At 70.7% G+C, this 26,971-nt stretch carries 23 protein-coding genes and 1 pseudogene; 16 read left to right on the plus strand and 8 right to left on the minus strand.

Annotated elements, in window-relative coordinates; all coding sequences use genetic code 11:
- Window positions 1-335, minus strand: a pseudogene (locus AB0D93_RS13825) (hypothetical protein); the annotation flags it as partial.
- A 585-nt stretch (window positions 336-920) separates the two neighbouring features.
- Here AB0D93_RS13825 and AB0D93_RS13830 point away from each other — a divergent pair.
- Both AB0D93_RS13830 and AB0D93_RS13835 read left to right on the plus strand, forming a co-directional pair.
- Window positions 921-1,490, plus strand: a complete 570-nt coding sequence (locus tag AB0D93_RS13830) for an aquaporin (RefSeq protein WP_362119115.1) — start codon at window positions 921-923, stop codon at window positions 1,488-1,490.
- A gap of 31 nt (window positions 1,491-1,521) precedes the next feature.
- Complete coding sequence (locus tag AB0D93_RS13835; RefSeq protein WP_362118233.1) at window positions 1,522-1,944, plus strand: arsenate reductase ArsC; 423 nt, start codon at window positions 1,522-1,524, stop codon at window positions 1,942-1,944.
- 535 nt (window positions 1,945-2,479) lie between these two features.
- Here the strand turns inward: AB0D93_RS13835 and AB0D93_RS13840 are convergent.
- Window positions 2,480-2,749, minus strand: a complete 270-nt coding sequence (locus AB0D93_RS13840) for a superoxide dismutase (protein WP_362119118.1) — start codon at window positions 2,747-2,749, stop codon at window positions 2,480-2,482.
- Window positions 2,750-3,356: 607 nt separating this feature from the next.
- Here AB0D93_RS13840 and AB0D93_RS13845 point away from each other — a divergent pair.
- Window positions 3,357-3,797 carry a MarR family transcriptional regulator gene (locus AB0D93_RS13845; RefSeq protein ID WP_362119121.1) on the plus strand — a complete coding sequence of 147 codons (441 nt, stop codon included), beginning with the start codon at window positions 3,357-3,359 and terminating at the stop codon, window positions 3,795-3,797.
- On the opposite strand, the gene AB0D93_RS13850 is transcribed toward AB0D93_RS13845, so the two are convergent.
- On the minus strand, window positions 3,760-5,001 hold the full coding sequence (locus tag AB0D93_RS13850; protein ID WP_362119124.1) for a serpin family protein: 1,242 nt from the start codon (window positions 4,999-5,001) through the stop codon (window positions 3,760-3,762). The two genes, AB0D93_RS13845 and AB0D93_RS13850, sit on opposite strands and share 38 nt — an antisense overlap.
- A gap of 301 nt (window positions 5,002-5,302) precedes the next feature.
- Between AB0D93_RS13850 and AB0D93_RS13855 the strand changes: the two genes are divergently transcribed.
- From AB0D93_RS13855 to AB0D93_RS13875, 5 genes are all read left to right on the plus strand, one after another.
- The gene (locus AB0D93_RS13855) at window positions 5,303-6,055 is read left to right on the plus strand and encodes a GntR family transcriptional regulator (RefSeq protein WP_362118235.1); all 753 of its coding nucleotides are present in this window, start codon (window positions 5,303-5,305) and stop codon (window positions 6,053-6,055) included.
- A 689-nt stretch (window positions 6,056-6,744) separates the two neighbouring features.
- Window positions 6,745-6,936, plus strand: coding sequence for an SPOR domain-containing protein (locus AB0D93_RS13860; protein ID WP_362118239.1), 192 nt, complete (start codon window positions 6,745-6,747; stop codon window positions 6,934-6,936).
- Window positions 6,937-6,984: 48 nt separating this feature from the next.
- The gene (locus AB0D93_RS13865; RefSeq protein WP_362119127.1) at window positions 6,985-7,395 is read left to right on the plus strand and encodes a (deoxy)nucleoside triphosphate pyrophosphohydrolase; all 411 of its coding nucleotides are present in this window, start codon (window positions 6,985-6,987) and stop codon (window positions 7,393-7,395) included.
- 99 nt (window positions 7,396-7,494) lie between these two features.
- Entirely contained in the window at window positions 7,495-7,923 is a 429-nt protein-coding gene (locus AB0D93_RS13870; RefSeq protein WP_362118242.1) for an ATP-binding protein, read from the plus strand.
- 270 nt (window positions 7,924-8,193) lie between these two features.
- Window positions 8,194-10,782, plus strand: coding sequence for a SpoIIE family protein phosphatase (locus AB0D93_RS13875; RefSeq protein WP_362118245.1), 2,589 nt, complete (start codon window positions 8,194-8,196; stop codon window positions 10,780-10,782).
- A gap of 195 nt (window positions 10,783-10,977) precedes the next feature.
- On the opposite strand, the gene AB0D93_RS13880 is transcribed toward AB0D93_RS13875, so the two are convergent.
- Complete coding sequence (locus AB0D93_RS13880) at window positions 10,978-12,579, minus strand: hypothetical protein (RefSeq protein ID WP_362118248.1); 1,602 nt, start codon at window positions 12,577-12,579, stop codon at window positions 10,978-10,980.
- Between the two features lie 81 nt (window positions 12,580-12,660).
- Between AB0D93_RS13880 and AB0D93_RS13885 the strand changes: the two genes are divergently transcribed.
- From AB0D93_RS13885 to AB0D93_RS13900, 4 genes are read left to right on the plus strand one after another with little or no spacing between them, the layout of a single operon-like run.
- Window positions 12,661-13,737 (plus strand): hypothetical protein, encoded by a 1,077-nt coding sequence (locus AB0D93_RS13885; protein ID WP_362118251.1) that lies wholly within the window; start codon window positions 12,661-12,663, stop codon window positions 13,735-13,737.
- Entirely contained in the window at window positions 13,734-14,450 is a 717-nt protein-coding gene (locus tag AB0D93_RS13890; RefSeq protein WP_362118254.1) for a phosphotransferase, read from the plus strand. Before AB0D93_RS13885 ends, AB0D93_RS13890 begins: the two co-directional genes overlap by 4 nt.
- Complete coding sequence (locus AB0D93_RS13895; protein ID WP_362118257.1) at window positions 14,342-14,707, plus strand: hypothetical protein; 366 nt, start codon at window positions 14,342-14,344, stop codon at window positions 14,705-14,707. Before AB0D93_RS13890 ends, AB0D93_RS13895 begins: the two co-directional genes overlap by 109 nt.
- Entirely contained in the window at window positions 14,704-15,021 is a 318-nt protein-coding gene (locus tag AB0D93_RS13900) for a hypothetical protein (protein WP_362118260.1), read from the plus strand. The genes AB0D93_RS13895 and AB0D93_RS13900 overlap by 4 nt, the downstream gene beginning before the upstream one ends.
- Here AB0D93_RS13900 and AB0D93_RS13905 read toward each other — a convergent pair.
- Genes AB0D93_RS13905 through AB0D93_RS13920 form a run of 4 tightly spaced genes read right to left on the minus strand, consistent with a single transcriptional unit; the run spans window position 15,002 to window position 18,865 of the window.
- Complete coding sequence (locus AB0D93_RS13905; RefSeq protein ID WP_362118263.1) at window positions 15,002-15,772, minus strand: succinate dehydrogenase/fumarate reductase iron-sulfur subunit; 771 nt, start codon at window positions 15,770-15,772, stop codon at window positions 15,002-15,004. The two genes, AB0D93_RS13900 and AB0D93_RS13905, sit on opposite strands and share 20 nt — an antisense overlap.
- Window positions 15,769-17,706 (minus strand): fumarate reductase/succinate dehydrogenase flavoprotein subunit, encoded by a 1,938-nt coding sequence (locus tag AB0D93_RS13910; protein WP_362118266.1) that lies wholly within the window; start codon window positions 17,704-17,706, stop codon window positions 15,769-15,771. The genes AB0D93_RS13905 and AB0D93_RS13910 overlap by 4 nt, the downstream gene beginning before the upstream one ends.
- A gap of 22 nt (window positions 17,707-17,728) precedes the next feature.
- On the minus strand, window positions 17,729-18,550 hold the full coding sequence (locus AB0D93_RS13915; RefSeq protein ID WP_362118269.1) for a hypothetical protein: 822 nt from the start codon (window positions 18,548-18,550) through the stop codon (window positions 17,729-17,731).
- A 24-nt stretch (window positions 18,551-18,574) separates the two neighbouring features.
- Complete coding sequence (locus AB0D93_RS13920; protein WP_362118272.1) at window positions 18,575-18,865, minus strand: hypothetical protein; 291 nt, start codon at window positions 18,863-18,865, stop codon at window positions 18,575-18,577.
- Between the two features lie 315 nt (window positions 18,866-19,180).
- On the opposite strand from AB0D93_RS13920, the gene AB0D93_RS13925 reads away from it, so the two are divergent.
- The 4 genes from AB0D93_RS13925 to AB0D93_RS13940 all read left to right on the plus strand — a co-directional run bounded on the left by AB0D93_RS13925 (window position 19,181) and on the right by AB0D93_RS13940 (window position 26,970).
- Window positions 19,181-21,349 carry an ABC transporter family substrate-binding protein gene (locus AB0D93_RS13925; RefSeq protein ID WP_362118275.1) on the plus strand — a complete coding sequence of 723 codons (2,169 nt, stop codon included), beginning with the start codon at window positions 19,181-19,183 and terminating at the stop codon, window positions 21,347-21,349.
- Between the two features lie 163 nt (window positions 21,350-21,512).
- Entirely contained in the window at window positions 21,513-23,429 is a 1,917-nt protein-coding gene (gene typA, locus AB0D93_RS13930) for a translational GTPase TypA (RefSeq protein WP_362118278.1), read from the plus strand.
- Window positions 23,430-23,974: 545 nt separating this feature from the next.
- The gene (locus AB0D93_RS13935) at window positions 23,975-25,009 is read left to right on the plus strand and encodes an ABC transporter permease (protein ID WP_362118281.1); all 1,035 of its coding nucleotides are present in this window, start codon (window positions 23,975-23,977) and stop codon (window positions 25,007-25,009) included.
- 152 nt (window positions 25,010-25,161) lie between these two features.
- A complete protein-coding gene (locus AB0D93_RS13940; RefSeq protein WP_362118284.1) occupies window positions 25,162-26,970 on the plus strand; it encodes an ABC transporter substrate-binding protein in 1,809 nt (602 codons plus the stop codon).
- Window position 26,971 lies beyond the last annotated feature (1 nt).

Raw genomic sequence — 26,971 nt, forward strand, 5'->3', positions numbered from 1 at the left:
TGGGTTCGCCACTTTCCCGTGTAGGCAGCCATCAATTGGGCGCGTTCAACCCAGCCAAAATAGCCGGGCGGCACGTCATAATTGTAGTTCTCGCTGTATGATGCTTCCTGCAGCCACGAGTGTTCGTACTTTGTCGTGACCGCGGTCTTGATGTCGCCGAACCCAACTTCTACTGTGAACGAGACGCCGAAGGTGTCAGTTACGCCTGTGGTTTGGGTCCAGGCCACCTGCCCCCTCTGAGCAGTTGTGGTGCAGTTGGGCATCACCTTTGAGACTGGCTTCCTCTCACCGAGGTATGTTGTTTCTGTGAGGTCGCCGCCCGGGCTCTCGCCCATGACGGGACTTCCGTCTCCGAAGGTGCACTTACCCACGCCCGAATTGCAGTCGGCCATGATTTCCGCTGTGGTGGGCGACGTCTCTGCCGATGACGATGTCGCCAGCCCTATTACCAGCGCGGACGAGGTAGCGACCAGGGTCAGGGTCTGTCCGGCCCGTTTCCATGCCCGGTATTTTGACATGTGCGGACCCTCCTATTCGGCGGTGAGGTAGGCGAGTGGCCTTTCTCCGGTACTGCTTGAAGGTGCCAGGCGCCCCGAGGTGTGCCTGAGGATGACATGAAAGGCGACTAAAGCCAGAAGATACCCTGCTGTGTAAAAAGTTTTGACACCGTGCCGGACTCTGCTGCGCAATTCGCTGCGGCGGTAAGGCCTGGTGGGCGATGATCGTTGGCGGGGGCGTCTTCCTGTCGTGCGGCCCTGGAGGCGGTACGGATGTCGATGCGGCCGATGGGGTTGCCGGAGATTCCGGAACAGACGGTGGTGGTGGCGCGGGCAGCGTTCCCGAAGGGGAGTTTGCCGATACGGGTGCGGGATCGCCTCGCGGAGGTCTTCGTCGATGAGCCGTTCACGGAGGCGTTCGGGGTGCGGGCTGCTCCGGGCCTGTCACCTGGGGTGTTGTCGCCGGCCGTCACCCTCGCCGCCTGGTTCACCGGCCGCCGCAAGCCCGACGGCCTCACCCTGCGAGACGTGGCCGCGTACGTGCCCGCACAGATCGCCGGGGCCATAGGCGGGGCGATCCTGGCCGACGCGATGTTCGCCAAGCCGCTGGTCCAGTGGTCCACGCACGACCGGTCCGCCTCTCACGTGTGGCTGGGTGAGGTGGTCGCCACGGCCGGGCTGATCCTGCTGATCTTCGGTCTCAACTGCATCGACCGAGCATCCCTCGCTCCGGCGGCCGTGGCCTCGTACATCGGCGCGGCCTACTGGTTCACCTCCTCCACCTCGTTCGCGAACCCAGCGGTGACCATCGGCCGGGCCTTCACCGACACCTTCGCCGGCATCGCCCCCGCCTCCGTCGCCCCGTTCATCGCTGCCCAAATGGTCGGAGCCGTGCTCGGGCTGGGCGTCGTCATCGCTGTGTACGGCCGTCCCGCCCCGGCCGGGGACAAGGTCGTCGTCCCACACGGCGAACCCGAACTCGCCTCCTCCTGATCCACTCCGCTCTCCCGGAAAGACGCCTGCCATGAGCACCTCCGCCCCGCGCCCCTCGGTCCTGTTCGTCTGCGTCCACAACGCCGGCCGCTCCCAGATGGGCGCCGCGTTCCTGACCCACCTGGGCGGTGACCAGGTCGAGGTTCGCTCGGCCGGTTCCGCCCCCGCCGACGCGGTCAACCCCGCCGTGGTCAAGGCAATGGCGGAGGTCGGCATCGACATCTCCGCCGAGACGCCCAAGTTCCTCACCACCGAGGCGGTGCAGTCCTCGGACGTGGTGATCACGATGGGTTGCGGGGACGCCTGCCCCGTCTTCCCCGGCAAGCGGTACTTGGACTGGCAGCTGGACGATCCCGCCGGGCAGGGTGTCGACGCCGTCCGGCCGATCCGGGACGCCATCGAACAGCGGGTACGCAACCTGTTGGCTGAGCTCGGCATCCCTGCGGCGACATGACCACTACGAGCCGGCTCGGCGGGAGTGCTACCGCGCCAGTGACTCGTCGCGCTGCTCGCAGGACGCAAACCTGCTGCTCAGCGGCGCCTTATGTGTGAGCGATGCGTGAGCGGACGGTGCGGCACGAGCCGTCACGAGCCGCACCGCGCATCACGACGCACATGCTCTGACCAGGCAGTTCCGGACGCCGAGGCAGCGTCCGGAACCCCCCCCGTCATGCCATGGCCAGGACTTTTAATCCAATGGATTGGGGTTCGGGCTCCGATGGTCCACCGGCCGAGCCGACAGGGACGCGTCCAGAGTCGGATGGCCGCGCGGGCGCTTCCTCGCCGCCGGGGAGTCCAGGCGGCATGGCCTTCTGCTCGGGGCGCCCCGACTGCTTACCGCCAGTCCGCAGACAGTCCGCAGGACGGTCGAAAGCTGCCGTCGCACGCCATCGCTTGCCAACAGCAAAGTACCTGGTCAGAAGCATCATCGACGTCCCGCCGCAGGTCAGGATCCGCCCTCATGTATTCCGCTTCAACGTCTAGCAGGCTCACATCCCCGTCACCCGCGCCACGGTGAACGGCGGGGTCGGTGTGCCCGGGCCCATCGGGCCGCCCTTGTCGAACTGGGAGCGGACGACGAGGAGGCCGTGCTGGGTGCGGGCCAGGGTGGTGGGGACCTGGAGGGCGGGGTCGGTCAGGGTGCGGGTCAGGTGCGCCTCGGTGCCGTCGGGGGAGAGGCGCCAGCGGGTCAGGGTGTTGGTCCTGTTGTGGGCGGCCCACAGGGTGCGTCCGGACAGCTCCAGGCCGTCGCCGTTCACCAACCGGGCGCACGCTGTCGGTGGCGTACGCCGTGCCGTTCGCGGTGATCACCAGGTCGTTCAGGAAACGCGGGTCGCCCTCCGGTATCTCGAAGCGGGCCGACAGGGAGCGGTCGCGCAGGTCGTAGACGTCGATTCCGGTGGTGTGGTCGATGACCCACAGGCGGCCGGCCCGGTCGGCCTTCAGGCCGTTGGCCGTGGTGCGGCCGTCCGCGCCGGCCGACAGGAAGACGTGGGCGGCGCGGCGGCCGGCGGCGGCCCGGTAGATCGCGCCGGTCGTGAAGGAGCCGACGTACGCGTCGCCCGTAAGGGGGTCGAGGGCGATGCCCTCGGGATAGGCGCGGTCGTCGGGGAGGGTGAAGGCGGTGGTGACGCGGGGGACGGTGGCCGCGCTCGCCCGGGGCGCGGCGACGGCCACGGCCGCGGCGGCGGCGCCGGTCAGGAAGGTACGGCGGTGGATCGAACGGGACACGGCGGTGCCTCTCGGTTCGGCTACTCACTGTAGGACGTACGCAAAGCTATATTAGGACTCTAATCAGAGGTAGTGGTTTAACGCATGCCAGGGTGCTCATCCTCGGCCAGGCATTAATGTGGCCGGGTGACCTCCATGCCCGCGTCCGAGCGTCTCGGCTCCCACCTCAAGCAGGCCGAGCAGGCCCTCAACGCGACCAAGACGGCGGTGCTGAAGCCGGCGGGCCTGACCGTCGCCCAGTACGCCGCGCTGCTCCATCTCTCCGAGCACCCCGGCATCTCCGCCGCCGCCCTGGCCCGGCTGTGCGGGGTCACTCCGCCGACCATGAACACGGTCCTGAAGAACCTCCAGGACCGCGATCTGATCACCCGCAGCCCGCACGAGTGGCACCGGAACGTCCTGGAGACCCGGCTCACGGACGAGGGCCGCGCCGTGCTCGCCGACGCCGACACCGCCGCCGTACGCGTCGAGCGGGCGCTGGGCGCCGAGTTCACCGAGGCGGAGCGGGACGCCCTGACCGGGCTGCTCGCCCGGTGCGTCAGAGTCCTGGAGGAGCAGCGTCCGGGAAGCGCATGACGGGCTCCGGCGCCGGATCCGTCACCCAGCCCGCCATCAGCACCAGCCGGGACTCGCGGTCGACGGCGAGGAAGCCGAAGGGGCGGTCGAAGGCGGCCCGGACGACCGTGGACTCGTAGCGGTACTCGGGCGGTGCGCTGCCCGGCGCCGCCAGCACGGCCGTCACCGCCGCCGCCCGGAAGCCCAGCGGACCGAACTGCGCCAGGGCGGACTGGCGGGCCTCGCCGACGGCGAGGGGAAAGTCGCTGATGCCGGGGAAGTGGCCGTGGCGGGCATCCGCCGCCGCCGACAGGCCGAACAGCCGGGCCAGGGCGAGCAGATCGTGATCGGCGCGCACCTCGTACGCCACCGTCCGCACGTCCAGCATCAGCGGCACCGGCTCGACGGCGGGCTCCCGCGCCACGAACAGGCCCGGCCCCACATGCCCGTGCGGCAGCGAGCCGCCCCCGGTGAGCGGCAGCGCCCGCTCCACGATCCCCACGCCGGCCAGGAGCACCTGATCCGGCGTCATCCGCTCCTCGCCGAGCACCAGATGGACGTCGACGCCGTTGTCACCCGGCACCGTCAGCGCGGTGACGAAGCCGTCCGGTGTACTCGTCACGCCCACCCGGTCCGGACGTACGCTCCGCCGGTGCAGTCCGCGCAGCGTCCGGCCCCGCCAGGGTCCGGCGTCCGGTCGCAGCGGCAGTTCGCCGAAGGGCTGCCGCCAGGTCGTGCGCAGCGCGAGGGCGCCGGCCAGCACCATCCGCGCGTCCCGGGACAGCGTCACCGGCATGCGCTCGACCAGCCCGCCGGTCCGCTCGGCCGCCCAGGCGTCCAGCCGCTCCTGCGCGGTGACGAGGTCGTCCCCGAACGTCCCGTACGTCCCGGCCGGCAGCCCGGACCGCCACTCCTCCCGCAGGGGGAGCGCGTGGTGCGTCCACAGGCCGAGCGCCGCGTCCAGCCCGGACACCGACGCGAGCGCCGCCAGCAACTCCCGTGCGGCACCGGCCGCCTGCCCGGCGGGCACGCCCAGCGCCGCGGCCAGCTCCGCCCGCGCCGGGCCCGTCGCGCCGTCGGCCAGGAACGCCAGCAGGGGCCAGACCCCGGTCGCCGAGAGGACCGTTCCGTCCCGCACGGTCGTCGCCCATTGCCTGGTGAGGCCGTTCACCGCCCGGACGGCCTCGCCGCCCAACCGGCCCCCGGTCAGGGTGTCCACCCTCAGTCCGCCCCCGTTCGTGCCCGCTTGCCATGCGCCCGGCCGTACGTCGGCCCGGCCCGCGGCCGTTCACCGGTCCCGTGCCGCCGCCCGGCCCAGAAGCACGGTACCCGTGTCCCGTGCGCCCGCCTCCCGGGGTCCAGGTGTGAGGGCAGTTGAGCGCGCGCATCTATAAGGAGAAAGTGCCTGCGTAAAGCCTCCGCGGCACGTATGTCATCACATCGAGTGATTCTCTGGCCTTTGCTTGCACGGCTCAACCCACGGTTGCCACGCTGTTGCTGTCTGTACAACCTGATGGGAGCGGCCAGTGACTTTCGGTGAGCAGCCGGCGTACCTGCGTGTCGCGGGTGATCTCCGCAAGAAGATCGTCGACGGTTCACTGCCGCCCCACACCCGCCTGCCCTCCCAGGCCCGCATCCGCGAGGAGTACGGCGTCTCGGACACGGTCGCGCTGGAGGCCCGCAAGGTGCTGATGGCCGAGGGCCTCGTCGAGGGCCGCTCCGGTTCGGGGACGTACGTCCGCGAGCGGCCGGTGCCCCGCCGTGTGGCCCGCTCCGGATACCGCCCCTCCGGCGGCGCCACGCCCTTCCGGCAGGAGCAGGCCGAAGCCTCGGTGCGCGGCACCTGGGAGTCGAGCAGTGAGCAGGCCGAGGCCGGCGCCGCCATCGCCGAGCGGCTCGGCATCCGGACCGGTGACCGGGTCATGCGCACCAAGTACCTGTTCCGGGAGGCCGGCGAGCCGATGATGCTCTCCACCTCCTGGGAGCCGCTCGCCGTCACCGGGCGTACCCCGGTGATGCTGCCGGAGGAGGGGCCGCTGGGGGGCATGGGCGTGGTCGAGCGCATGCGCGGCATCGACGTCATCGTGGACAACGTCACCGAGGAGGTCGGCGCCCGCCCCGGCCTCGCCGAGGAACTGCACATCCTCGGTGGCGTCCCCGGCCACGTGGTCCTCGTCATCCAGCGCACGTACTACGCCTCCGGCCGCCCGGTCGAGACCGCCGACGTGGTGATCCCGGCCGACCGGTACCGCGCGGCGTATCACTTGCCGGTGAAGTGAGGGCGGGGCCGCCGGGGGGTGTTGGCGGGCGGTTCCGGGCCGCGGCCGGCCGGTTGCGCGAGCGCCGGGCGCGGTGGGGGAGGGGGCGGCGCGACTCCGGGTGAGCCGGGCGAGCCGGGCGCGGGGGTCGTGGGCCGCGCTGTGTGACGGGTGGGCGGTGGGTGGTGATGGGCGGACCTGTGCCACCCGGACGCGGGGGTTGGGGCTCTGGCCAGGGGTGCCGGTGGAAGGCCCTGGCGCGGACGGGCCCATCACCTCGGCGGGCCACCGCGGCCGCCGCTGTCGCGAACGCGTGTGCGCCCCCTGGTGAGGTAGCGCACACCCTTGGTGTGATCCGGTGGGGGCCGACCGGTCGTGCGCCCTTCCGCCGGGGGCCGCGCGCCGCTGCAATTCGGCCGTTTTCCCAGGTGACCAGGTGTCACTCGGATATGTCCCCGACTCGGGACGGTGGCGCTCACGACGGCGCGTTCACTTCCGTGCGCCCCCTGGGTTCTGGCTGGTTGCGTACCTCTTTGTGAAAAGGCGTATTCGCTGCGTGAAGGTTGGGCGTACGCTCGGGCATATGCGGATTGCGGTTTCCTTAGGCGCGGCTCGGCGGGGGCCCGGGGCGGCATGGGTGTCCCCCCGCGCGAGCGAAGCCGAGTATGGGGGAGGGTGGGGCGGTGCGAGAGCGAGTGGCGGGGGAGACCATGAGTGAGGGGACGGTCTTCCTGCCCTGGATCGTGATACGGCAGGACGACAACGGCAATCGCTACCGCGTCGGCCGGTACGCGACCCGCGCCGAGGCGCAGAAGATCGCCGACAGCCTCGACGACCGGGGCCACAAACAGCTCTACTGGGTCGAGCGCATCGGGCAGAACGGCGACGGCGTCCGCAACTGACCTCGCGCGCCCTCCCGTAGGCTCCGCCCCATGACGCCCATGACACCGATGACGGACCGGATCCTGGTGGTGGGGGCCGCCCTCCTCGACGGCGGCCGGCTGCTCGCCGCACGCCGCAGCGCCCCCGCCGACCTGGCCGGACGCTGGGAACTGCCCGGCGGCAAGGTGGAGTCGGGCGAGCGGCCCGAGGACGCCCTGGTGCGCGAACTGCGCGAGGAACTCGGCATCGAGGCCGAGCCGGTCGAGCGCGTACCCGGTCAGTGGCCGCTCCGGGCGCCGTACGTCCTGCGGGTGTGGACCGCCCGCCTGCGCCCCGGCTCACCCGCGCCGAGGCCCCTCCAGGACCATGACGAGCTGCGCTGGCTCACCGAGTCCGAGCTCTGGGACGTGCCGTGGCTGGACCAGGACGTCCCCGCCGTTCGTGAAGTCGCCCCCCGGCTCACAGCCGGCCTCCACTGAGCCTCCCGTACGCCGTTCGTGCCACAGTGCGCCCTCCCGCGCGGTACTGCCCCCGGGATATCGGGTATGTGCCCATTAACCCCATGAAACCGGACATGGGTGGGCTTGCTTGCCTGGGAAGTGATCGGCGTGATCGACACCGATGGCGACTGCGCCGAGTGGACCTTTCCCGCGGAACCGGGCGCCGTGCGCACCGCACGTGCCGCGGTACGCGGCCAGTTGCACGGCTGGCACCTCGACTGCGTCGCCGATCTGGCCGCGTTGCTGGTCAGTGAACTGGTCACCAACTCGCTCAGGCATGCCACCGGTCCCATCGGCGTACGGCTCGTACGCCCCGTCGAACTGGACGACGCCCTTTTGGTGGAGGTCTCCGACCCGCTCCCCGACCCACCGCGCGAACGCGTCGCCCACGACGAGGACGAGAGCGGCCGGGGACTGCAACTGGTCGCCGGCTCCTCGCGCCGCTGGGGCACCCGGCCCGGCGCGAGCGGAAAGACCGTCTGGTTCGAACTGGCGGTGCCGGGGTGAGCCGGAAGCATCCGAGGGGCACGGGGGTGTACGGGCGGGGGTGATCCGTCGACCGTGCGCTGCGGGCGCGCGGTCGGCCACGAGGTGCGTGATTCGGGGGCGTGTTCCCTGGTTAGAAGAGTGGAAGTGTTGTCACGCACGGTCCGAAAAACATCTGGACCGAGCTGTGATCGTGAACACCGTGTCGTGCGGCGCCGTAGTGCTGGATACTGCGGGCAGCCGCCCCCGGTGACCGGTGCCGGGCGCGGTGAGCTGGAGGGGACGGTTCGCGTGAGCGAGATACCAGCGAAGGCCACGGAGTCCGAGGACCCGTCGGACGGCGCGAGGAACCAGGCCGCGGAAGCTGCCGCGGTACCCGGCGACGCCATGTGGCAGAGCAGTCCGCCCGGTTCGATCTACGACTACATCAAGGTGGCGTCCTTCTCCATCGGGGCCGGCGGGCTGGTCGACCAGTGGAGCCTGCGCGCCGAGCAGCTCTTCGGCATCCCCGCCGCCCGCGCCGTCGGCATGGACCCCATAGAGGCCTTCATCGACCCCGATCTGCGCGAGCGCGGCCAGCGCAAGATGGCCGAGATCCTCGACGGACGGGAGTGGACCGGGGTCGTGCCCTTCCGGATGCCGGACGAGCCGGACGGCACGCGCGGCGAGGCGGGCCTCGCCGAGGTCTACGTCATGCCCACCCGGACCGCCGAGGGCGACCACGCCGCCGTCTGCATCGTCGTGGACGTCCGCACCCTGCGCAGCATCGAGACCGACCTGGCCGCCTCGCAGGCCATATTCGGTCAATCCCCGTTCGGATTCCTGCTGATCGACACCGATCTGAGGGTCCGGCAGGTCAACGAGCGGTTCGCCTCCATCTTCGGCGGAACCCCTGACGACCACCGGGGCAAGGGAGTCCACGACTACCTGCCGCGCCCCGAGGCCGAGCGGGTCGCGGCCACCCTGCGCCGGGTGCTGGAATCCGGCCAGTCCATCACCGACATGCACGTCACGGGGCACGTCCCCGGCTCCGACGAACGCCGGCACTGGTCCGTCAACCTCTACCGCGTGCACGGCGGCAGCGGCCGCCCCATCGGCATCGCCTGGCTGGGCACCGACATCACCGCCCGCCGGGCCGCCGCCCGCGAGGCCGCCGCCGCCCGGCGCAACCTCGCCCTCCTCAACGAGGCCGGCGCCCGCATAGGGAACTCGCTCGACCTGGAGACCACGGCCCGGGAACTCCTCGACGTCGTCGTCCCCGGCTTCTGCGACCTCGCCACCGTCGACCTCTACCAGGGCCTGCTCGCCGGCGACGAGACCCCGCCCGGGCTCGCCGACGGCAGCGCCGAGCTGCGCCGCGTCGCCTTCGCCAGCGCCGTCTCCGGTGCCCCGTTCGCGGGCTCCGGCGAGCCCGTCGAGGTCGGCGCGGTCCACCACTTCCCCTTCAACTCGCCCTGCGCGGACGCCCTGCGTACCGCGCGGCCGCAGGCCGTGCCCCCCGAAGAGGGCGGCCTCGTGCAGTCCACGCTGGCCGTGCCGATGGTCGCCCACGACACGGTCGTCGGCCTCGCCCAGTTCGCCCGCACCAAGGGCAGCGAGCCGTTCGGCGACCGCGACCGGGAACTGGCGGTGGAACTGGCGGCGCGCGCGGCGGTCTGCATCGACAACGCGCGCCTGTACCGGCGGGAGCACGAGCGGGCGCTGATACTGCAGCGGTCCCTGCTCCCGCCCGGCGACCCCGAGGCCTCCGGGCTGGACATCGCCTGCCGCTACCTGCCGGGCAACGCGGCGACGGAGGTGGGCGGTGACTGGTTCGACGTCATCGAACTCCCCGGCCACCGCACGGCGTTGGTCGTCGGCGACGTGATGGGACGGGGCCTGCGGGCGGCCGTCGCGATGGGTGAACTGCGGACCGCCGTACGGACGTTGGCCCTGCTGGACCTCGAACCGGCCGAGGTGCTCTCGGCGCTGGACGAGATCGCGCGGGGGCTCGGCACGCCGGGCGGTGTCCAGCAGGCCACCCGTACGGCACGCCAGCCCCGGGACGCCGACCTGTCCGAGGTGTACCTCGCGACCTGCGTCTACGCGGTGTACGACTCCGTCACCAGGCGCTGTACGTTCGCCAACGCCGGCCATCTGCCGCCGGTCCTGGTCGAGCCCGGCGAGCCTGCCCTGATGCTGGACGTGCCGCCCGGCATGCCGCTCGGAGTGGGCGGCGAGCCCTTCGAGGAGGTCGAGGTCGAGCTGCCGGAGGGTGCGCTGCTGGCCCTCTACACGGACGGCCTGGTCGAGTCCCGCGACCATCCGCTGGACGAGGGCCTGCAGGCGTTCGTCGGCGCGCTCACGGATCCGTCGCGGCCGTTGGAGGACGTCTGCGACCACGTCCTCAACACCTTGGACACGCACCACGGCGAGGACGACATCGCGCTGCTGATGGCCCGGGTGCAGGGACTGCCCGCCGACTCCGTCGGCGACTGGACGCTGCCGCGCGAGCCGCGGAGTGTGGGGCGGGCGCGGGAGTACGCCCGCGCACAGTTGCTGAGCTGGGATCTGGAGCCGCTGGTCGACACGACGGAACTGCTCGTCAGCGAGCTGGTCACCAACGCGCTGCGGTACGGCGAGGGGGAGATCCGGCTACGGCTGCTGCTGGACCGCACGCTGGTGTGCGAGGTGTGGGACTCGGGCCTGGTCCAGCCCCGCCGACGACGCGCCCGGGACACGGACGAGGGCGGCCGGGGACTGCAGCTGGTGGGGTTGCTCAGCGCGGCGTGGGGTTCGCGCCGGACGCCTCGGGGCAAGACGGTGTGGTTCGAGCTGCCGTTGCCCGGGGGAGAGGCAGGGCTGACCGACCCGGCGGAGGCGCTACTGAGCCTCTTCTGACACCGGGGCGGTGCACGTCGGGCCGGCCGGGGCTGGTTGTGGTGGTCAGGCGGGTGTCGAGAAGCTGTGGCGGGACCTCGTCCGGGGGCCGCCGTAGCTTGTCGGGGGCGCCGTCAGGTCGTTTGCCCGGAGGGCTCCGGCGGTTGCGGTTGACCGGTGGAGGGGCAGCCTCTTCTGACACCGGGGCGGTGCACGTCAGGTCGACCGGGGCTGGTTGTGGTGGTCAGGCGGGTGCGAGAAGCTGTGGCGGGACCTCGTCCGGGGGCCGCCGTAGCTTGCCGGGGGGCCGCCGTCGGGGTCTTCTGCCAGGAGGACTCCGCCGAGGACCGCGCCGGCCAGGCCCGGTGCGTCACCGTCGGCGCTGGTGTGCGGGTTGCCGTGGGCCCGTACGTCCCGTTCGGCCAGGTCCCGGGCCCGGCGGGCGGTGGCATCGGCCCGGTCGGCGTGGCCCGCGCCCAGTTCCCGCGCCGCCTCCGCCAGGCGCACCCGTGCCTGTGGGCCCACCGCACCCCGGTGTACCGCGACGAACTCCTCCGCCCCGGCGACGGAACTCCTCGCCACGAGCAGCGCCGCGGCGGCCGGCGCACCGGCGTGGCCCGTCTCCAGGCGCTCCACGGCCCGCGCTATCCGGCGCAGGGCGTCCAGCGGGTCGTACGGGCCCGCCGTCAGCTCCTGGCGTACCGCGGCCAGCACGCCGTCCGCGTGGGACAGTCGTGCGTGCAGTTCACCACTGGTCAGGGGCTTGCCCACACCCCCTTGCCGGGCCGCCGTGATCTCCGCCTCCGCGCCGGTCAGCGCGGCCGGCACCAGCTCGGCCGCCTCCCGCAGCCGCGCCGTGAGCCGCTCCACCCCGGTCACCAGGACGTCGGCCTGGGCCACCGCGCCCTCGGCGGCGCGCAGGTGCCCGGCGGCCCGCCCGGCCTCGTCCCTGTCGGCCGCCTGGCGGGCCTGGTTGAGCCGCATGGTGGCGAACACCAGCCGGTCCTTGGCCTGTTCGAGGTACCCGATGACGGGCGCGACGGCCGAGGCGGTGCACCGCTCGCGCAGGGCGGTCAGCGCGTCCCCGGCGGTCAGTGTGCGTCCCGTCAGCTCCCGGAACCGTCCCTCGGCGACCTCCAGCGCCCCGGCGAGGCCCGGACCCGCCAGCTCCCGCAGTCCGTCCAGCGCGGGAGCCTGGGCGTCCAGCCGGCGTCCCGCCTCCGCGCACCGGCCGACCACGCCCACCAGCGCCTGCCGCCGTGCGGTGGCGTCCTCCGGCACCCCCTGCTCGTACCGCCGCCAGATCGCGCACGCGGCCGCCAGTTCGGTCTCGGCGGCCCGCAGGGCGTGGACGAAGGGTTCGGTGTCCGCCTCCGTGAACCGTGCCTGGACGAAAGTGAGTTCCTCCCGGCTCGTGCGTACGCAGTCGTCGGCCAGGACCAGCGCGGCGCGCGCCTGGCGTTCGGAGTCGGCGACGGTGGGGACCGGCGGGGCCACGGAGACGGTTCCGGGGGTTGTGCGGGTGCGGGCGCGGCGGGTGCGGCGCAGGTAGCCGTATCCCGCCAGCGCCACGGCCGCGACCCCGGCGACGAGGGGCAGCACGAGGTCGGCGGTGGAGGCCCCGTCCTGCAGCGGTGCGGCGGAGCTCGCCGCCACCCGGCCGGGCGGCGCGGGAACCGGATCTCGCGTACCGACCGTCATCACCGGCAACACCAGCCACCCCACCCCGACCACGGCACCCAGCGCGGCATGCGCCACCCGCACCCATATGTGCGCCTTGGCGCGTCGGGGTCGGCCCCGGATCAGGGAGGACGTCACATTTCGGAGCGTATGGGCAGGTAGGCGCCTTCGCGAGCGGGATGGATACGGGTGGGGGACGGGACGGGCAGGGGGGCAGGAATGGACGGCAGGGAAAGGGACGGGGAAGCGGACGACCCCGTCGGCGGCACCCGCGAAACGGGCCGGAAGAGCACCTGGCGCCGCAGGCTGAAACTCGCCGCGCTCGTCCTCGCCCTCCTCCTGCTCCTCCCCGTGCTCACCGCGGAGACCGCCCTCCGCCTCAACTACACCGGCACCCCGGGAGCCGGCACGTACACCCGCGACCGCGACGCCATCTGGCTCGGGCACGCCTGGATCGACGGCCGCAAGACCGACGCCGACGTCACCGCCCTCGTCCGCCGCCTGCGCGACACCGGCATCCGCGACCTGTACGTCCACGCGGGCCCCCTGGAACACGACGGCACGCTCCCCGAGTCGGCGTACCCCAGGGCCCGTTGGCTCACGGACACCCTGCGGCACCGGGCGCCGCACCTGCGCGTACAGGCCTGGCTCGGCGACGAGCTCGCCCCCGAGAAGCCGGACGCCATGCACCTGGAGCGTCCCGCGACCCGCTCCGCCGTGGTCGAGTCCACCCGCCGCGTCCTGGCCGCCGGCTTCCAGGGCGCCCACTTCGACCTGGAGCCCCTGCACTCCGGCGACCGGAACTACCTCGCCCTCCTGGACGCCCTGCACCGCGTCACCCGCGCCCACCACGCCGTGCTCTCGGTCGCCGCCCACCAGATCGACCCGCTTCCGGCCTTCCACTCCCTGTGGGGCGGCGTCACCGGCCACCCCAAGTGGTGGTCGCAGGCGTACTTCGGGCAGGTCGCGCGTCGCGTCGACCAGATCGCGGTGATGTCGTACGACACCATGCAGCCGCTGCAGGGCCTGTACGGCGGCTATGTCGCCCAGCAGACCTCGCTCGCCCTGGAGGTCACCCCCGAGTCCACCGACCTGCTCATGGGCCTGCCCTTCTACCACGAGAACCGGTTCGGCCACTGGGCCCGCGCCGAGACCGTCCCCGCCGCCGTGCGCGGCGTCCGCCTCGGCCTGTCCCGCACCGACGGGGACCGTGCCCGCTTCGGTGTCGCCCTCTACGTCGACTTCGCGGCCACCGAAGCGGACTGGACGGCGTACCGGGCAGACTGGGTCCGGTGACTGGACCACGACAGCACAAGACCGTCGCCGACCTCGCCCCGCTCGCCCGCGCCGCCCTCGGCCGCCACCGCACCCTCGGGGCCGTGACCCGGCTGCGCGGCGGCTCCAAGAAGGGCGTCTACCGGCTCCACCTCGACGACGGGGGCACGGTGATCGCCTACGTCTGGTCGGCGGACGAGGACTACTGGGACCAGCCGGAAGCCGACCTGCGCGACCCCTTCTCGCACGCGAGCGGACTCGACCTGTTCACCGCCGCACACGAGCGCCTCGCGGCCGTCGGCGTGCGCACCCCGCGCCTGCTCCACACGGACCCCGCGGTCTCCGCCGCCGTGGTCGAGGACCTGCCCGGCGGCAGCCTGGAGGACGTGCTGCGCCGGGACCCGGACGCGGCCGGACCGGCGCTGCGGGAGCTCGCGCGGGCCCTGCGCGCCCTGCACGGCTGCCGCTCTGCCGGACCCGGCAAGGTCGCCCTGGTCGAGGCCGGCGGCACCTCGTACGGCGCCTCCTGCGCCCGGCTCGTCACCGACCGCGCCCTGTCCACATCGCCGAGACCGCCGTACGCGACCCGCGTGCCGCCGCCGGGCGGGCGCGGCTGGAGGAGGCCGTGCGCTCCCTGGCCGCCCGGATCGGCCCGCGCGCCGACCACGTCCTCGTCCATGGCGAACTGGGCCCGGACCACGTCCTGCTGGACGCGGACGGCCGTCCCGCCCTGATCGACGTCGAGGGGCTGATGTACTTCGACGCCGAGTGGGAGCACGTCTTCCTGCGGCTGCGCTTCGGGCCGCACTACGACGCCCTGCGCGCCGACGGCCTGGACGCGGACCGGATGCGGCTCTACCGGCTGGCGATGCACCTGAACCTCGTCGCCGGTCCGCTGCGGCTGCTCGACGGTGACTTCCCTGGGTCCGGGCTCATGCGGGATATCGCGGAGCACAACCTGGCCGAGGCCCTGGCCCTGGTGGGAGCATGACGGGCATGCACATGTTCCTGGTGGTGGTGGCCGTGGTGGCGGTGGCGCTCATGGGTGTGGCCGGTGCCGCGGCCGTCGCGGCGCAGTGGTTGCCGCCGGTGGCGCGTCCCCGCGTGGTGCGGCCACGGCTGTGGGGGTACGGGGCGCTGGCGAACGCGGTCGGGCTGGGCCTGTTCATGTTCCTCGGGCCGCTCGCCGACGCGGGGCTGGACGTCCTCCCGGCCGCCGGGTGGTGCCTGTGGATGGCAGGCATGGCGGCCCAGTTGCTCGCCCAGCGCCCCGGTCGCTCCGCCCCTACGAAGACCGCCTCCTGATCTTCGAGCCGAGCCACACCAGCGGGTCGTACTTGCGGTCGACCGCGCGCTCCTTCAGCGGGATCAGGGCGTTGTCGGTGATCCTGATGCCCTCGGGGCAGACCTCCGTGCAGCACTTGGTGATGTTGCAGTAGCCGAGGCCGTGTTCGTCCTGGGCCGTGCCCTTGCGGTCCAGGCCGGTCTCGGCGGCCGCGTCCAGGGGGTGCATGTCGAGTTCGGCGATCCGCATCAGGAAGCGCGGCCCCGCGAACGCCGTCTTGTTCTCCTCGTGGTCACGCACCACGTGACAGGTGTCCTGGCACAGGAAGCACTCGATGCACTTGCGGAACTCCTGCGAGCGATCCACGTCCTCCTGCATCATCCGGTACTCGCCGGGGCCGACACCGGCCGGCGGGACGAACGCCGGGACCTCCCTGGCCTTCTGGTAGTTGAAGCCGACGTCCGTGACCAGGTCGCGGATCACCGGGAAGGCGCGCAGGGGCGTGATGGTGATCGTCTCCGCGCGGTCGAAGACCGACATGCGGGTCATGCACATCAGCCGGGGGCGGCCGTTGATCTCCGCCGAGCACGAACCACACTTGCCCGCCTTGCAGTTCCAGCGCACGGCCAGGTCGGGCGCCTGGGTGGCCTGCAGGCGGTGGACGATGTCCAGGACCACCTCGCCGTCGTTCACCTCGACCGTGAAGTCCTCGAGGCCACCGCCCTGCACATCACCCCGCCACACCTTGAAGCGGGCCTCGTAGCTGCTCACTCGTACAGCTCCTCTTCGGCAAGGTACTTGACCAGCTCCTCCTTCTCGAAGAGGGCGAGCAGGTCCGGGCGGATGGGTTCGGTGGTCTCGCGGGTGAGGCGGATCTGGCCGCGCGCGGGGTCGGTCGCCGCGAGGCCGCCGGTGGGGTCCGCGAGGGCGCACAGCAGGTTCACGTTGCGCCAGGCGGAGTCCATCGTCGGATGGTCCTCGCGGGTGTGCCCGCCGCGCGACTCGGTGCGTTCCAGGGCCGCACGGGCCACGCATTCGCTGACCAGGAGCATGTTGCGCAGGTCGAGGGCGAGGTGCCAGCCCGGGTTGAACTGGCGGTGGCCCTCCACGCCGGCCCGGCGGGCCCGTACCCGCAGGTCGGCGAGCTTGTGCAGGGCCTGCTCCATCTCGCCCTCGCGGCGGATGATGCCGACCAGGTCGTTCATGGTCTGCTGGAGTTCCTGGTGCAGGCTGTAGGGGTTCTCCGAGGGGCCCGCCTCGCCCTCCCGTTCGGCCTCCGCCGAGAACGGGCGCAGGGCCTCCGCCGCGGCCGTGTTGACCTGGGCCTCGTCCACCGGTGGGCGCCGGCCGGCGAGTCCCTGCGCGTACTCCGCCGCGTGCCAGCCCGCCCGGCGGCCGAAGACCAGCAGGTCGGACAGCGAGTTGCCGCCGAGGCGGTTGGAGCCGTGCATGCCGCCGGCCACCTCACCGGCCGCGAACAGCCCCGGCACACCGCGTGCCGCCGAGGAGTCGGAGTCGACCGCGATGCCGCCCATCACGTAGTGACAGGTCGGCCCGACCTCCATCGCCTCCGCGGTGATGTCGACGTCCGCCAGCTCCTTGAACTGGTGGTACATGGAGGGCAGTCGGCGCCGGATCACCTCGGCGGGCATCCGGGTGGACACGTCCAGGAAGACCCCGCCGTGCGGCGAACCGCGGCCCGCCTTCACCTCGGAGTTGATGGCGCGGGCCACCTCGTCGCGGGGGAGCAGCTCGGGGGGCCGGCGGTTGTGGTCCGGGTCGTCGTACCACCGGTCGGCCTCCTCCTCCGACTCGGCGTACTTCTCCTTGAAGACGTCCGGGATGTAGTCGAACATGAACCGCTTGTCCTCGGAGTTGCGCAGGACCCCGCCGTCGCCGCGCACCGACTCGGTGACGAGGATGCCCTTCACCGACGGCGGCCAGACCATGCCCGTCGGGTGGAACTGCACGAACTCCATGTTCAGCAGCGGGGCGCCCGCCAGCAGTGCCAGCGCGTGGCCGTCGCCGGTGTACTCCCAGGAGTTCGACGTCACCTTGAAGGACTTGCCGATGCCGCCGGTCGCCACCACGACCGCGGGCGCCTCCAGCACGAAGAAACGGCCGCTCTCGCGCTCGTAGGCGAAGGCCCCCGACACACGGTCGCCGTCCTTGAGGATCCGGGTGACCGTGCACTCCTGGAAGACCTTCAGCCGGGACTCGTGGTCCCCGGTCTCCTTGAAGTCCTCCTGCTGCAGCGCCACGATCTTCTGCTGGAGCGTGCGGATCAGCTCCAGGCCCGTACGGTCGCCGACGTGGGCGAGCCGCGGGTACTCGTGGCCGCCGAAGTTGCGCTGGGAGATCCGTCCGTCCTTCGTCCGGTCGAACAGCGCGCCCCAGGTCTCCAGTTCCCACACCCGGTCCGGGGCCTCCTGGGCGTGCAGCTCGGCCATCCGCCACTGGTTGAGGAACTTCCCGCCGCGCATGGTGTCGCGGAAGTGCACCTGCCAGTTGTCGTGCTCATTGGCGTTGGCCATGGCCGCCGCGATGCCGCCCTCGGCCATCACCGTGTGCGCCTTGCCGAACAGTGACTTGCAGATCACCGCCGTACGGGCGCCCCGCTCGCGCGCCTCGATCGCGGCCCGCAGTCCGGCGCCGCCGGCACCGACCACGACGACGTCCCACTCCTGGCGGTCGACCACGGACATCAGCTCGGTACCTCACTGCTCTCTAGAAGAAGCGCGGGTCGGCGAAGACCCCGGACGCGACGAGATAGACGTAGAAGTCGGCGAGCGCCACGCTCAGCAGCGAGGCCCAGGCCAGCTGCATGTGGCGGGCGTTGAGCCTGCCGACGAACTGCCATGCCCGGTAGCGCACGGGGTGTCTGGAGAAGTGCTTGAGCTTGCCGCCGACGATGTGGCGGCAGGAGTGGCAGGAGAGCGTGTACGCCCAGATCAGCACGATGTTGGCCAGGAAGACCAGGGTGCCGAGCCCCATGTGGCCCCACCGGTAGTGCGTGTCCCGGAAGGACAGCACCGTGTCGTACGTCAGCACGCCGGCGACCAGCAGGGCCGCGTAGAAGAAGTACCGGTGGATGTTCTGCAGGACCAGCGGGAAGCGGGTCTCGCCGGTGTACGTGCGGTGCGGCTCGGCCACCGCGCAGGCGGGCGGGGACGCCCAGAAGCTGCGGTAGTACGCCTTGCGGTAGTAGTAGCAGGTCAGCCGGAAGCCGAGCGGGAAGATCAGGATGATGACGGCGGGCGAGATGCCCCACCAGCTCCCGAAGAGGTCGGCGTTCGGCCCCCCGTGCATGGTCTTGCAGTTGCTCGCCAGGCACGGCGAGTAGAACGGCGAGACGTACGGCGCCGCGTAGTAGTGCGCGTTGGCGAAGGCCCGCCAGGTCGAGTAGACGACGAAGGCCAGCAGACCGGCCGCGGTGACGGCCGGAGCCAGCCACCAGCGGTCGGTCCGCAGATGCGGGGCGGCGATCGCGGCGCGCGCGGTGCTCCGTACGCCGCCGCTGTTCTGTTGGGGTTCCGTACCAGTGGCCAAGGCAGGACTCCGGTAGGTCGGGGATCAGGGGGCGCGGCGGTCGCGGGCTCCCAGGCCCTCGTCGTCCGAGTCCGTCCACAGGCTGAAGTCGTACGGCGCGTCGGAGATGGTGACGAGGTCGGGACGGCGGGGGGCGTCCGGGGTGTCGGCAGCCTCGCGCAACAGCGCGACGCTTTCCCGCAGGTGATCGGCGTCCAGCCGGACGCGGCGCATCTCCAGGCCGCCGCTGCCGAGCTGGTGTTCCAGACGTCCCAGCGACCGGTGCAGGTCGTCGAGGGAGCGCTGGACCGAGGTGATGTCGTCGTGCACGGACATGACTTGCCCTCACTTCCGCGGGTCCGGCGGACCCTGGGCGGCACCGTTCATGCGCCTTGGAGTGTTGCGCGTCACACCTGCCGCTGTGAAGGCATGTGCAGCGATTGGCGGAGGCGCATGGATGCATCTCGGGTGGTGTTGCGCCGCACGGGTGGGGTTACCGCCCGTCGTCGCCGTGTCGCCCTCAGTGGCCGGATCCTTTCCTCTTCAGTGGGCCGCATAGATCTGATCAGCTCCATATACCGCCAAAGGTGATCAGCTCCATATTCCGACACATGTGAGCATAAAGCCCGCGGCATCCCGGAGGTAGCAGAGATGTCCTACGACGGAGTCGGAACGCGCGCCGTCATGCGATCGGCCGCCTTTCTGGCCGCGGGCGCGCTCGCGGTGCCGTTCCTCGCCGGCTGCAGCTCCGACGAGGAGGTCAGCAAGCCCCTCGCCGGGCAGGACATCGCCCCGGCCGCCCGGGACCTGGTCGCCGACGGCGGCACCCTGAAGTGGGCCGTCGACACCGTCCCGCAGACCCTCAACACCTTCCAGGCCGACGCCGACGCCGGCACCAGCCGCGTCGCCCAGGCGGTCCTGCCGTCGATGTTCCGCCTCGACGCCGCCGGCCGGCCGGTGCCCAACCCCGCCTATCTGGAGTCGGCCAAGGTCATCGAGACCGAGCCGCGCCAGGTCGTGCAGTACAAGCTGAACCAGCAGGCCGTGTGGAGCGACGGCCGGGAGATCGGCGCCGCGGACTTCCTCGCCCAGTGGCGCGCCCTGTCCGGCAGGAACAGCGCCTACTGGACAGCCCGCAACGCCGGCTACGACCGCATCGAGAAGATCGAACGCGGTGCCAACGACCTCCAGGTCCGGGTCACCTTCTCCCGCCCGTACGCCGACTGGAAGTCGCTGTTCTCCCCGCTGTACCCGAAGGACGTCATGGGCACCCCGGACGCCTTCAACGACGGCGCCCGCCGCAAGCTGCAGGTCACCGCCGGGCCCTTCGCGGTCGACAAGGTCGACACCGCCAAGAAGGACGTCGTCCTCACCCGCAACCCGCGCTGGTGGGGCAGGCGCGCCAAGCTGTCCCAGATCGTGCTGCACGCCGTACCCCGCGACAAGCGGGCCGCCGCGCTCGCCGACGGCAGCGTGGACCTCGCCGACCTGGACCCCGCCGAGGCCCAGCGGATCGGGCTGGCGGCCCGGGGCATGGCGAACCCGCTGCAGGGCGCCGGCAAGACCTCGGTGAAGAAGCTGCGCTCCTGGGCGCTCGCGCACGGCTTCGACGAGGACAAGGCCAAGGCCGGGAAGAAGAAGCTGCGCAAGGCCATCAGCGCCTACCTGGAGGAGCAGCAGGCGCTGCGCGACTTCACCGTGCGCAAGTCGCTGGAGCCCGCCTACACCCAGCTCGCCCTCAACGGCTCCGCGGGACCCCTGGCCGACGAACGCGTCCGCCGCGCCGTCGCCCGCGCCCTGGACCGCAAGGAGCTGGCCAGGCTGGTGCTCACCCCGCTGGGCCTGCCCGCGGTCCCCGTCGGCAGCCACCTCGCCCTGTCCGGGCAGGTCGCCTACGCCGACAGCAGCGGCGCCATCGGCGGCCTGGACACCAAGGAGGCGCAGGCGCTGCTCGCGGACGCCGGCTGGGTGCCGGGCGCCCCGGTCAAGGAGCAGAAGAAGGGCGAGAAGGCGGCCGGCTCCGAGAGCGACAAGAGCCCCAAGAGTGACAAGGACGACAAGGGCGACGACGAGGAGAAGTCGGACGGCGGCGATGACGGCCAGAACACCGGCGGTGAGGACGAGAAGAACGGCGGACGCGGGGACGGCGGGGACCGGCACCTCCCGAAGGAGGGCAAGCACGGGGGAGCGCCCGGTGCCTACGCCCCCCAGGGCACGGCCGCGCCGGCCGCCCTGCCGGCGGGAACGGTCGCCAAGGACGGCAAGCCGCTCGTGCTCCGCTTCGTGCTCCCGTCCGGCGCCGGCGCGCAGGCGCTGAACTCGGTCGCCGAGCGGATCTCGGTCATGCTGGGCCGGGTCGGCATCCAGGCGACGATCACCAAGGTCTCGGACGAGAGCTACTTCAAGGACCACATCGCCTCGGGCGACTACGACCTCGCGCTGTACTCGTGGCCGTCCTCCGCGTTCCCGGCGACGGACGACCGGCCGCTCTACGCGAAGCCGGTGCCCGCGGCGGACGGCTCGGTGAACGTCGAGCAGAACTACACGCGGGTGGGGACCGACCAGGTCGACCAGCTCTTCGACGAGGCGGCGGCCACCCTGGACGAGGGCGAGGCGGTCTCGCTGATCCGCAAGGCGGACTCCAGGATCTGGGCGACGGCGGGGTCGATCCCGCTCTACCAGCGGCCTCAGCTGGTGGGGGTGCGGAAGAGCCTCGTCAACGCGGGTGCGTTCGGATTCCAGACGCCGGTGTACGAGGACATGGGCTTCCTGAAGAAGGGGGCGAAGGTTCCGGTCTCCGCCAGCCCGACGAGCCGGTAGGGGGCGCCGGGCCGTGCGCGGGGCCCCGGGTCGGCCCGGCGAGCCCTCTCCGCGAAGGCCACGTACCATGGGGTGAGGCCGTGGCGTGTCCAGCCCGGCAGGACCCGCGCGACACAGAGGTCGGCGCAGGGCAATCCTCACACTCCGGGAGTACGGCAACCTTATGGCTGCGTCCATTACGCGTCACGACATCCGCAACGTCGCCATCGTCGCCCACGTCGACCACGGCAAGACCACCATCGTCGACGGCATGCTGAAGCAGGCCGGCGCGTTCGCCGCCCACCAGCTCGAAGGCGTCGACGACCGCATGATGGACTCGAACGACCTGGAGCGTGAGAAGGGCATCACGATCCTCGCCAAGAACACCGCGGTGAAGTACCACCCGAAGGACGGCGGGGACCCGATCACCATCAACATCATCGACACCCCCGGCCACGCCGACTTCGGTGGCGAGGTCGAGCGCGGTCTGTCGATGGTCGACGGTGTCGTGCTGCTGGTGGACGCCTCCGAGGGTCCGCTGCCGCAGACCCGGTTCGTGCTGCGCAAGGCGCTCCAGCAGCGTCTGCCCGTCATCCTCTGCATCAACAAGACGGACCGCCCGGACTCCCGCATCGACGAGGTCGTCAACGAGACCTACGACCTCTTCCTCGACCTGGACGCGGACGAGGAGCAGATCGAGTTCCCGATCGTCTACGCCTGCGGCCGTGACGGCATCGCCTCGCTGACCAAGCCGGACAACGGCACGGTCCCGGCGGACAGCGACAGCCTGGAGCCGTTCTTCTCCACCATCCTGGAGCACATCCCGGCCCCGACGTACGAGGAGGACGCGCCGCTCCAGGCCCACGTCACCAACCTCGACGCCGACAACTTCCTCGGCCGTATCGCGCTGCTCCGCGTCGAGCAGGGCGAGCTGCGCAAGGGCCAGACGGTCGCCTGGATCAAGCGCGACGGTTCCGTCAGCAACGTCCGCATCTCCGAGCTGATGATGACCGAGGCGCTCACCCGCAAGCCCGCCGAGGTGGCCGGCCCGGGTGACATCTGCGCGGTCGCCGGTATCCCCGACATCATGATCGGCGAGACCCTCGCGGACCCCGAGAACCCCGTCCCGCTGCCGCTGATCACGGTCGACGAGCCGGCGATCTCCATGGTCATCGGTACGAACACCTCGCCGCTGGTCGGCCGCGGCGGCACCGGCAAGGGCGCCGACGCGAAGGCGGCCGTGAAGGACCGCAAGGTCACCGCCCGCCAGGTCAAGGACCGCCTGGACCGCGAGCTGATCGGTAACGTCTCGCTGCGCGTGCTGGACACCGAGCGTCCCGACGCCTGGGAGGTGCAGGGCCGTGGTGAGCTGGCGCTGGCCATCCTGGTCGAGACCATGCGCCGGGAGGGCTACGAGCTCACCGTCGGCAAGCCGCAGGTCGTCACCAAGGACGTCGACGGCAAGGTCTACGAGCCGGTCGAGCGCATGACGATCGACGTGCCCGAGGAGCACATGGGCGCGGTCACGCAGCTCATGGGTGTCCGCAAGGGCCGCATGGACAACATGTCCAACCACGGCTCCGGCTGGGTCCGCATGGAGTTCGTCGTGCCGTCCCGCGGTCTGATCGGTTTCCGGACCGAGTTCCTGACCCAGACCCGGGGCACGGGTATCGGCCACTCCATCCACGAGGGCCACGAGCCGTGGTTCGGCGCGCTGCAGACCCGTAACAACGGTTCGCTGGTCGCCGACCGCGCCGGTGCCGTCACCGCGTTCGCGATGACGAACCTCCAGGAGCGCGGCGTGCTCTTCGTGGAGCCGGGCACCGAGGTGTACGAGGGCATGATCGTCGGTGAGAACTCCCGCTCCGACGACATGGACGTCAACATCACCAAGGAGAAGAAGCTCACCAACATGCGGTCCTCGACGGCCGACGTGACCGAGTCGATCGTGCCGCCGCGCAAGCTGTCGCTGGAGCAGTCGCTGGAGTTCTGCCGTGACGACGAGTGCGTCGAGGTGACCCCGGAGGCCGTTCGCATCCGCAAGGTGAACCTCGACCAGCGCGAGCGGGCCCGCGCCGCGAGCCGCGCCAAGCACGGCTGATCCACCGGCCCTTGAGCCCGGGTTCCCCCATGCTGGGGGAACCCGGGCTTTTTGCAACCCATTTTCGGGGGCCCTTTGTCCGACATGCGGAGATCCCTGCCCGATAGCCAAGTAACAAGTCCGTTTCGCGCCTTCTTCGGGCGAACAGTTTGTCCAGATTTTGGAAGGTCTAGCCGCAAGCCGTGACTGAATTGAGATCTACGGGCAGTGGTCGGTGGTCGACCCATGGCAGATAGTTAGCCGCGTAGCGCTCGGGTCAATGGGTCTCGCACTGTGGGGACAGTGCGCCGACTCACGAGCACCAGGGGGTGCCTGATCCTCCGTCAGGGGTGTCGGAGGCAAGGCGGGAAGCCCTCTCCTATCGGTGAACGCGTGCAGTCATGAGGAGGAACACCCATGCGCGGTGTCACGAGCACCAGGCGGATCGGTTCGTCACTTCCAGCGGTGTGACCAGGTCGTAGAACTACGCGCGTCCGACTGCGGTTTCGCGCGTTCTCGGAGTACCCGGGCATCACTCACACTCATACCTGTGAAACGGACGAACCGTGACAAGTCCTATCGACATTGAGGGCGGCGGGACTTCGGTCGTCGTCGACGGCGAACCAGGGCCGGCGACGAAGGACGAAGCCGTCAAGCTCGAGGGCCGGTCCCCCGGCCAGCTGATGTGGCTGCGCTTCAAGCGTGACCGCACGGGCGTCATCTCGGCCTACGTCGTGGGCTTCTTCTTCCTGATCGGCCTGCTCGCCCCGCTGATCGCCAAGCTGTACGGCAAGAACCCGTACACGGTGTACGCGGACGAGCGCCCGGAACTCTTCGACAGCGCCGGCGTGCCGGTGCAGCCCAACGGCGGCATCAGCAGCCAGTTCTGGTTCGGACTCGAACCGGGCAACGGCTACGACGTCTTCACCAAGCTGATCTACGGCATACGCACCTCGCTGATGATCTCGGTCGCCGTCACCCTCGCCGTCGTCGTGACGGGCATCCTGCTCGGTGTCGCGGCCGGCTATCTCGGCGGCAGGACAGACTACTTCATCGGCCGGGTCATCGACTTCCTGCTCGCCTTCCCGGCCCAGCTGTTCTTCATCGCGAGCATGCCGGTCGTGGTGTCCCTGTTCGTCAGCCCGCGGGACGAGACGCCCACCTATGTACGGGTGCTGGCCCTGATCATCGTCCAGTGGTTCCTGGGCTGGATGGGTCTCGGGCGCATCCTGCGCGGCACCGCACTCGCCCTGCGTGAACGGGAGTTCATCGAGGCGGCCAAGGTCAGCGGTGCCTCGCCGTGGCGGATCATCCGCAAGGAGATCCTGCCGAACATCGTCACCCCGCTGCTGGTCCAGGCGACGTATCTGCTGCCCAACTTCGTGACGGCCGAGGCCGGTCTGTCGTACCTGGGCGTCGGAATCGTCGAACCGACGCCGGACTGGGGGCAGATGTTCTCCAAGGCGTCCACCGAACTGGTGATGCAGAACGACATCACCTACATGTTCTTCCCCGGCATATCGATGATCATCTTCGTCGTCGCGTTCAACCTGCTCGGGGACTCGGTCAGAGACGCCTTCGATCCCAAGACCGCGCGCTGACCTTTCACTGCACCAACCGCACTGCACTGCACCAACCGCACTGCACTGCACTGCACCAACTCCACTGCACCGCACGCACTTCCAGCAGTCCTTTTCGCACTGGTGAGACACAGAACGCACTGGTGACACACAGATGGGTGGGAATCTTCGTGATGAGTAGGGGCGGACGCCACGCATACGGCGCACTCTCCGTGCTCGCGGCCGGAGCTCTTGTGCTCACCGGTTGCAGCAAGGGCGGCAGCGACTCGGGGACCAACGGCAAGAAGGACCAGCAGGACGCCAAACGCCAGCAGGCGTCCATCAAGTTCGGCACCGCGGCGGACTCCACCGGCCCGGCCGCCGACGTGCCCGGCGCCAAGCCCGGCGGCACCATGGAGGTGCTGCAGCGGGACACGTACGCGCACCTCGACCCGGGGCAGATCTACGTGTCCGACGAGGGCTCCATCGCGACGCTGCTCCACAGAGGCCTCACGGGCTACAAGGCCACCAGCAACGACGGCCACCAGCACGAGGTGGTCGGCGACCTCGCCACCGACGCCGGCACCACCACCGACGGCGGCAAGACCTGGAAGTACACGCTCAAGGACGGCATCAAGTTCCAGGACGGCTCGCCGATCACGTCCAAGGACATCCGGCACACCTTCGAGCGGCTCTTCGCGCCGTTCATCAACCAGGGCCCCACCTACATCCAGCAGTGGCTCGCCGACACCTCCGGCGCCAGCTACCGCAAGCTGCTGAAGGACGGCCCCTACAAGGGCAAGCACCTGCCCAACTCCGTCCTGGAGACGCCGGACGACAAGACCATCATCTTCCACTTCAAGACCCCGCACGCCGACCTGCCCTACGCGCTGGCGATGGCGGGCTACGCGGCCGTCTCGCAGAAGGGCGACACCAAGGAGAAGTACGACAAGGCACCGCTGGTGACCGGTCCGTACAAGATCCAGTCCTTCAAGTCCGGCAAGTCGATGGTGCTGGTCAAGAACCCGAACTGGGACCCGAAGACGGACCCGATCCGCCACCAGTACGTGGACCAGTTCAACATCACGTTCAACCAGCAGTTCGAGAACTCCACCAAGGCGCTGCTCGCCGACAGCGGCGCCGACCAGACCGGCATCAGCTTCAACAACCAGGTGGACGCGGGCAACCTGTCCCAGGTCCTCAAGGACCCGAAGATGAAGTCCCGCACGGTCTCCGGCTACCAGCCGTACGTCGGCCAGATGAACATCAACATGAGCCACCCGGCCATGAAGGACAAGACGGTCCGCGAGGCCATCGCCTACGCGCTGCCGGTCACCCCCTTCGTGCGCGCCTACGGCGGCACCGACGCCATGGAGGTCGCGGGCGGCCTGATCTCCCCGACCGTCTCCGGCTACGACGCCTCCTTCGACCCGTGGGGCAAGAAGAAGAACCCCGCCGGTGACCCGGCGAAGGCCAAGGAGCTGCTGAAGAAGGCCGGCAAGCTCAACATGAAGCTGACCTTCGGCTACATCAACACCCCCGAGGGCCAGCAGTACTCCACCGCCATGGCGGCGGGCCTGAAGAAGGCCGGCTTCAACGTCCAGCGCCAGGAGATCCCGGCCGAGACCTACTACGACCAGGTCTCCAAGCTGAACAACAACTACGACATCTTCCACACCGCGTGGGGCGCCGACTGGCCGTCCGCCTCGACCGTCATCCCGCCGCTGTACGACGGCCGCGTGATCGCCGACGGCGCGCAGAACTACTCGCAGGTCAACGACCCGAAGATCAACAGCGAGATCGACCGGATCAACAAGATCACCGACCCGGTCAAGTCCGCCGCGGAGTGGGAGAAGCTCGACCAGTACATCGTGAAGGACAGCGTCAACGTCGTCCCGACCGCGTACTACAAGCAGACCCAGATCGCCGGCTCCAAGGTCGGCGGCCTCGTCTACGACGACGTGATCGGCGGCGTCGACCCGCGTCGCCTCTACATCAAGTAAC

Source organism: Streptomyces sp. NPDC048191, from assembly GCF_040652655.1.
Classification (GTDB): Bacteria; Actinomycetota; Actinomycetes; order Streptomycetales; family Streptomycetaceae; genus Streptomyces.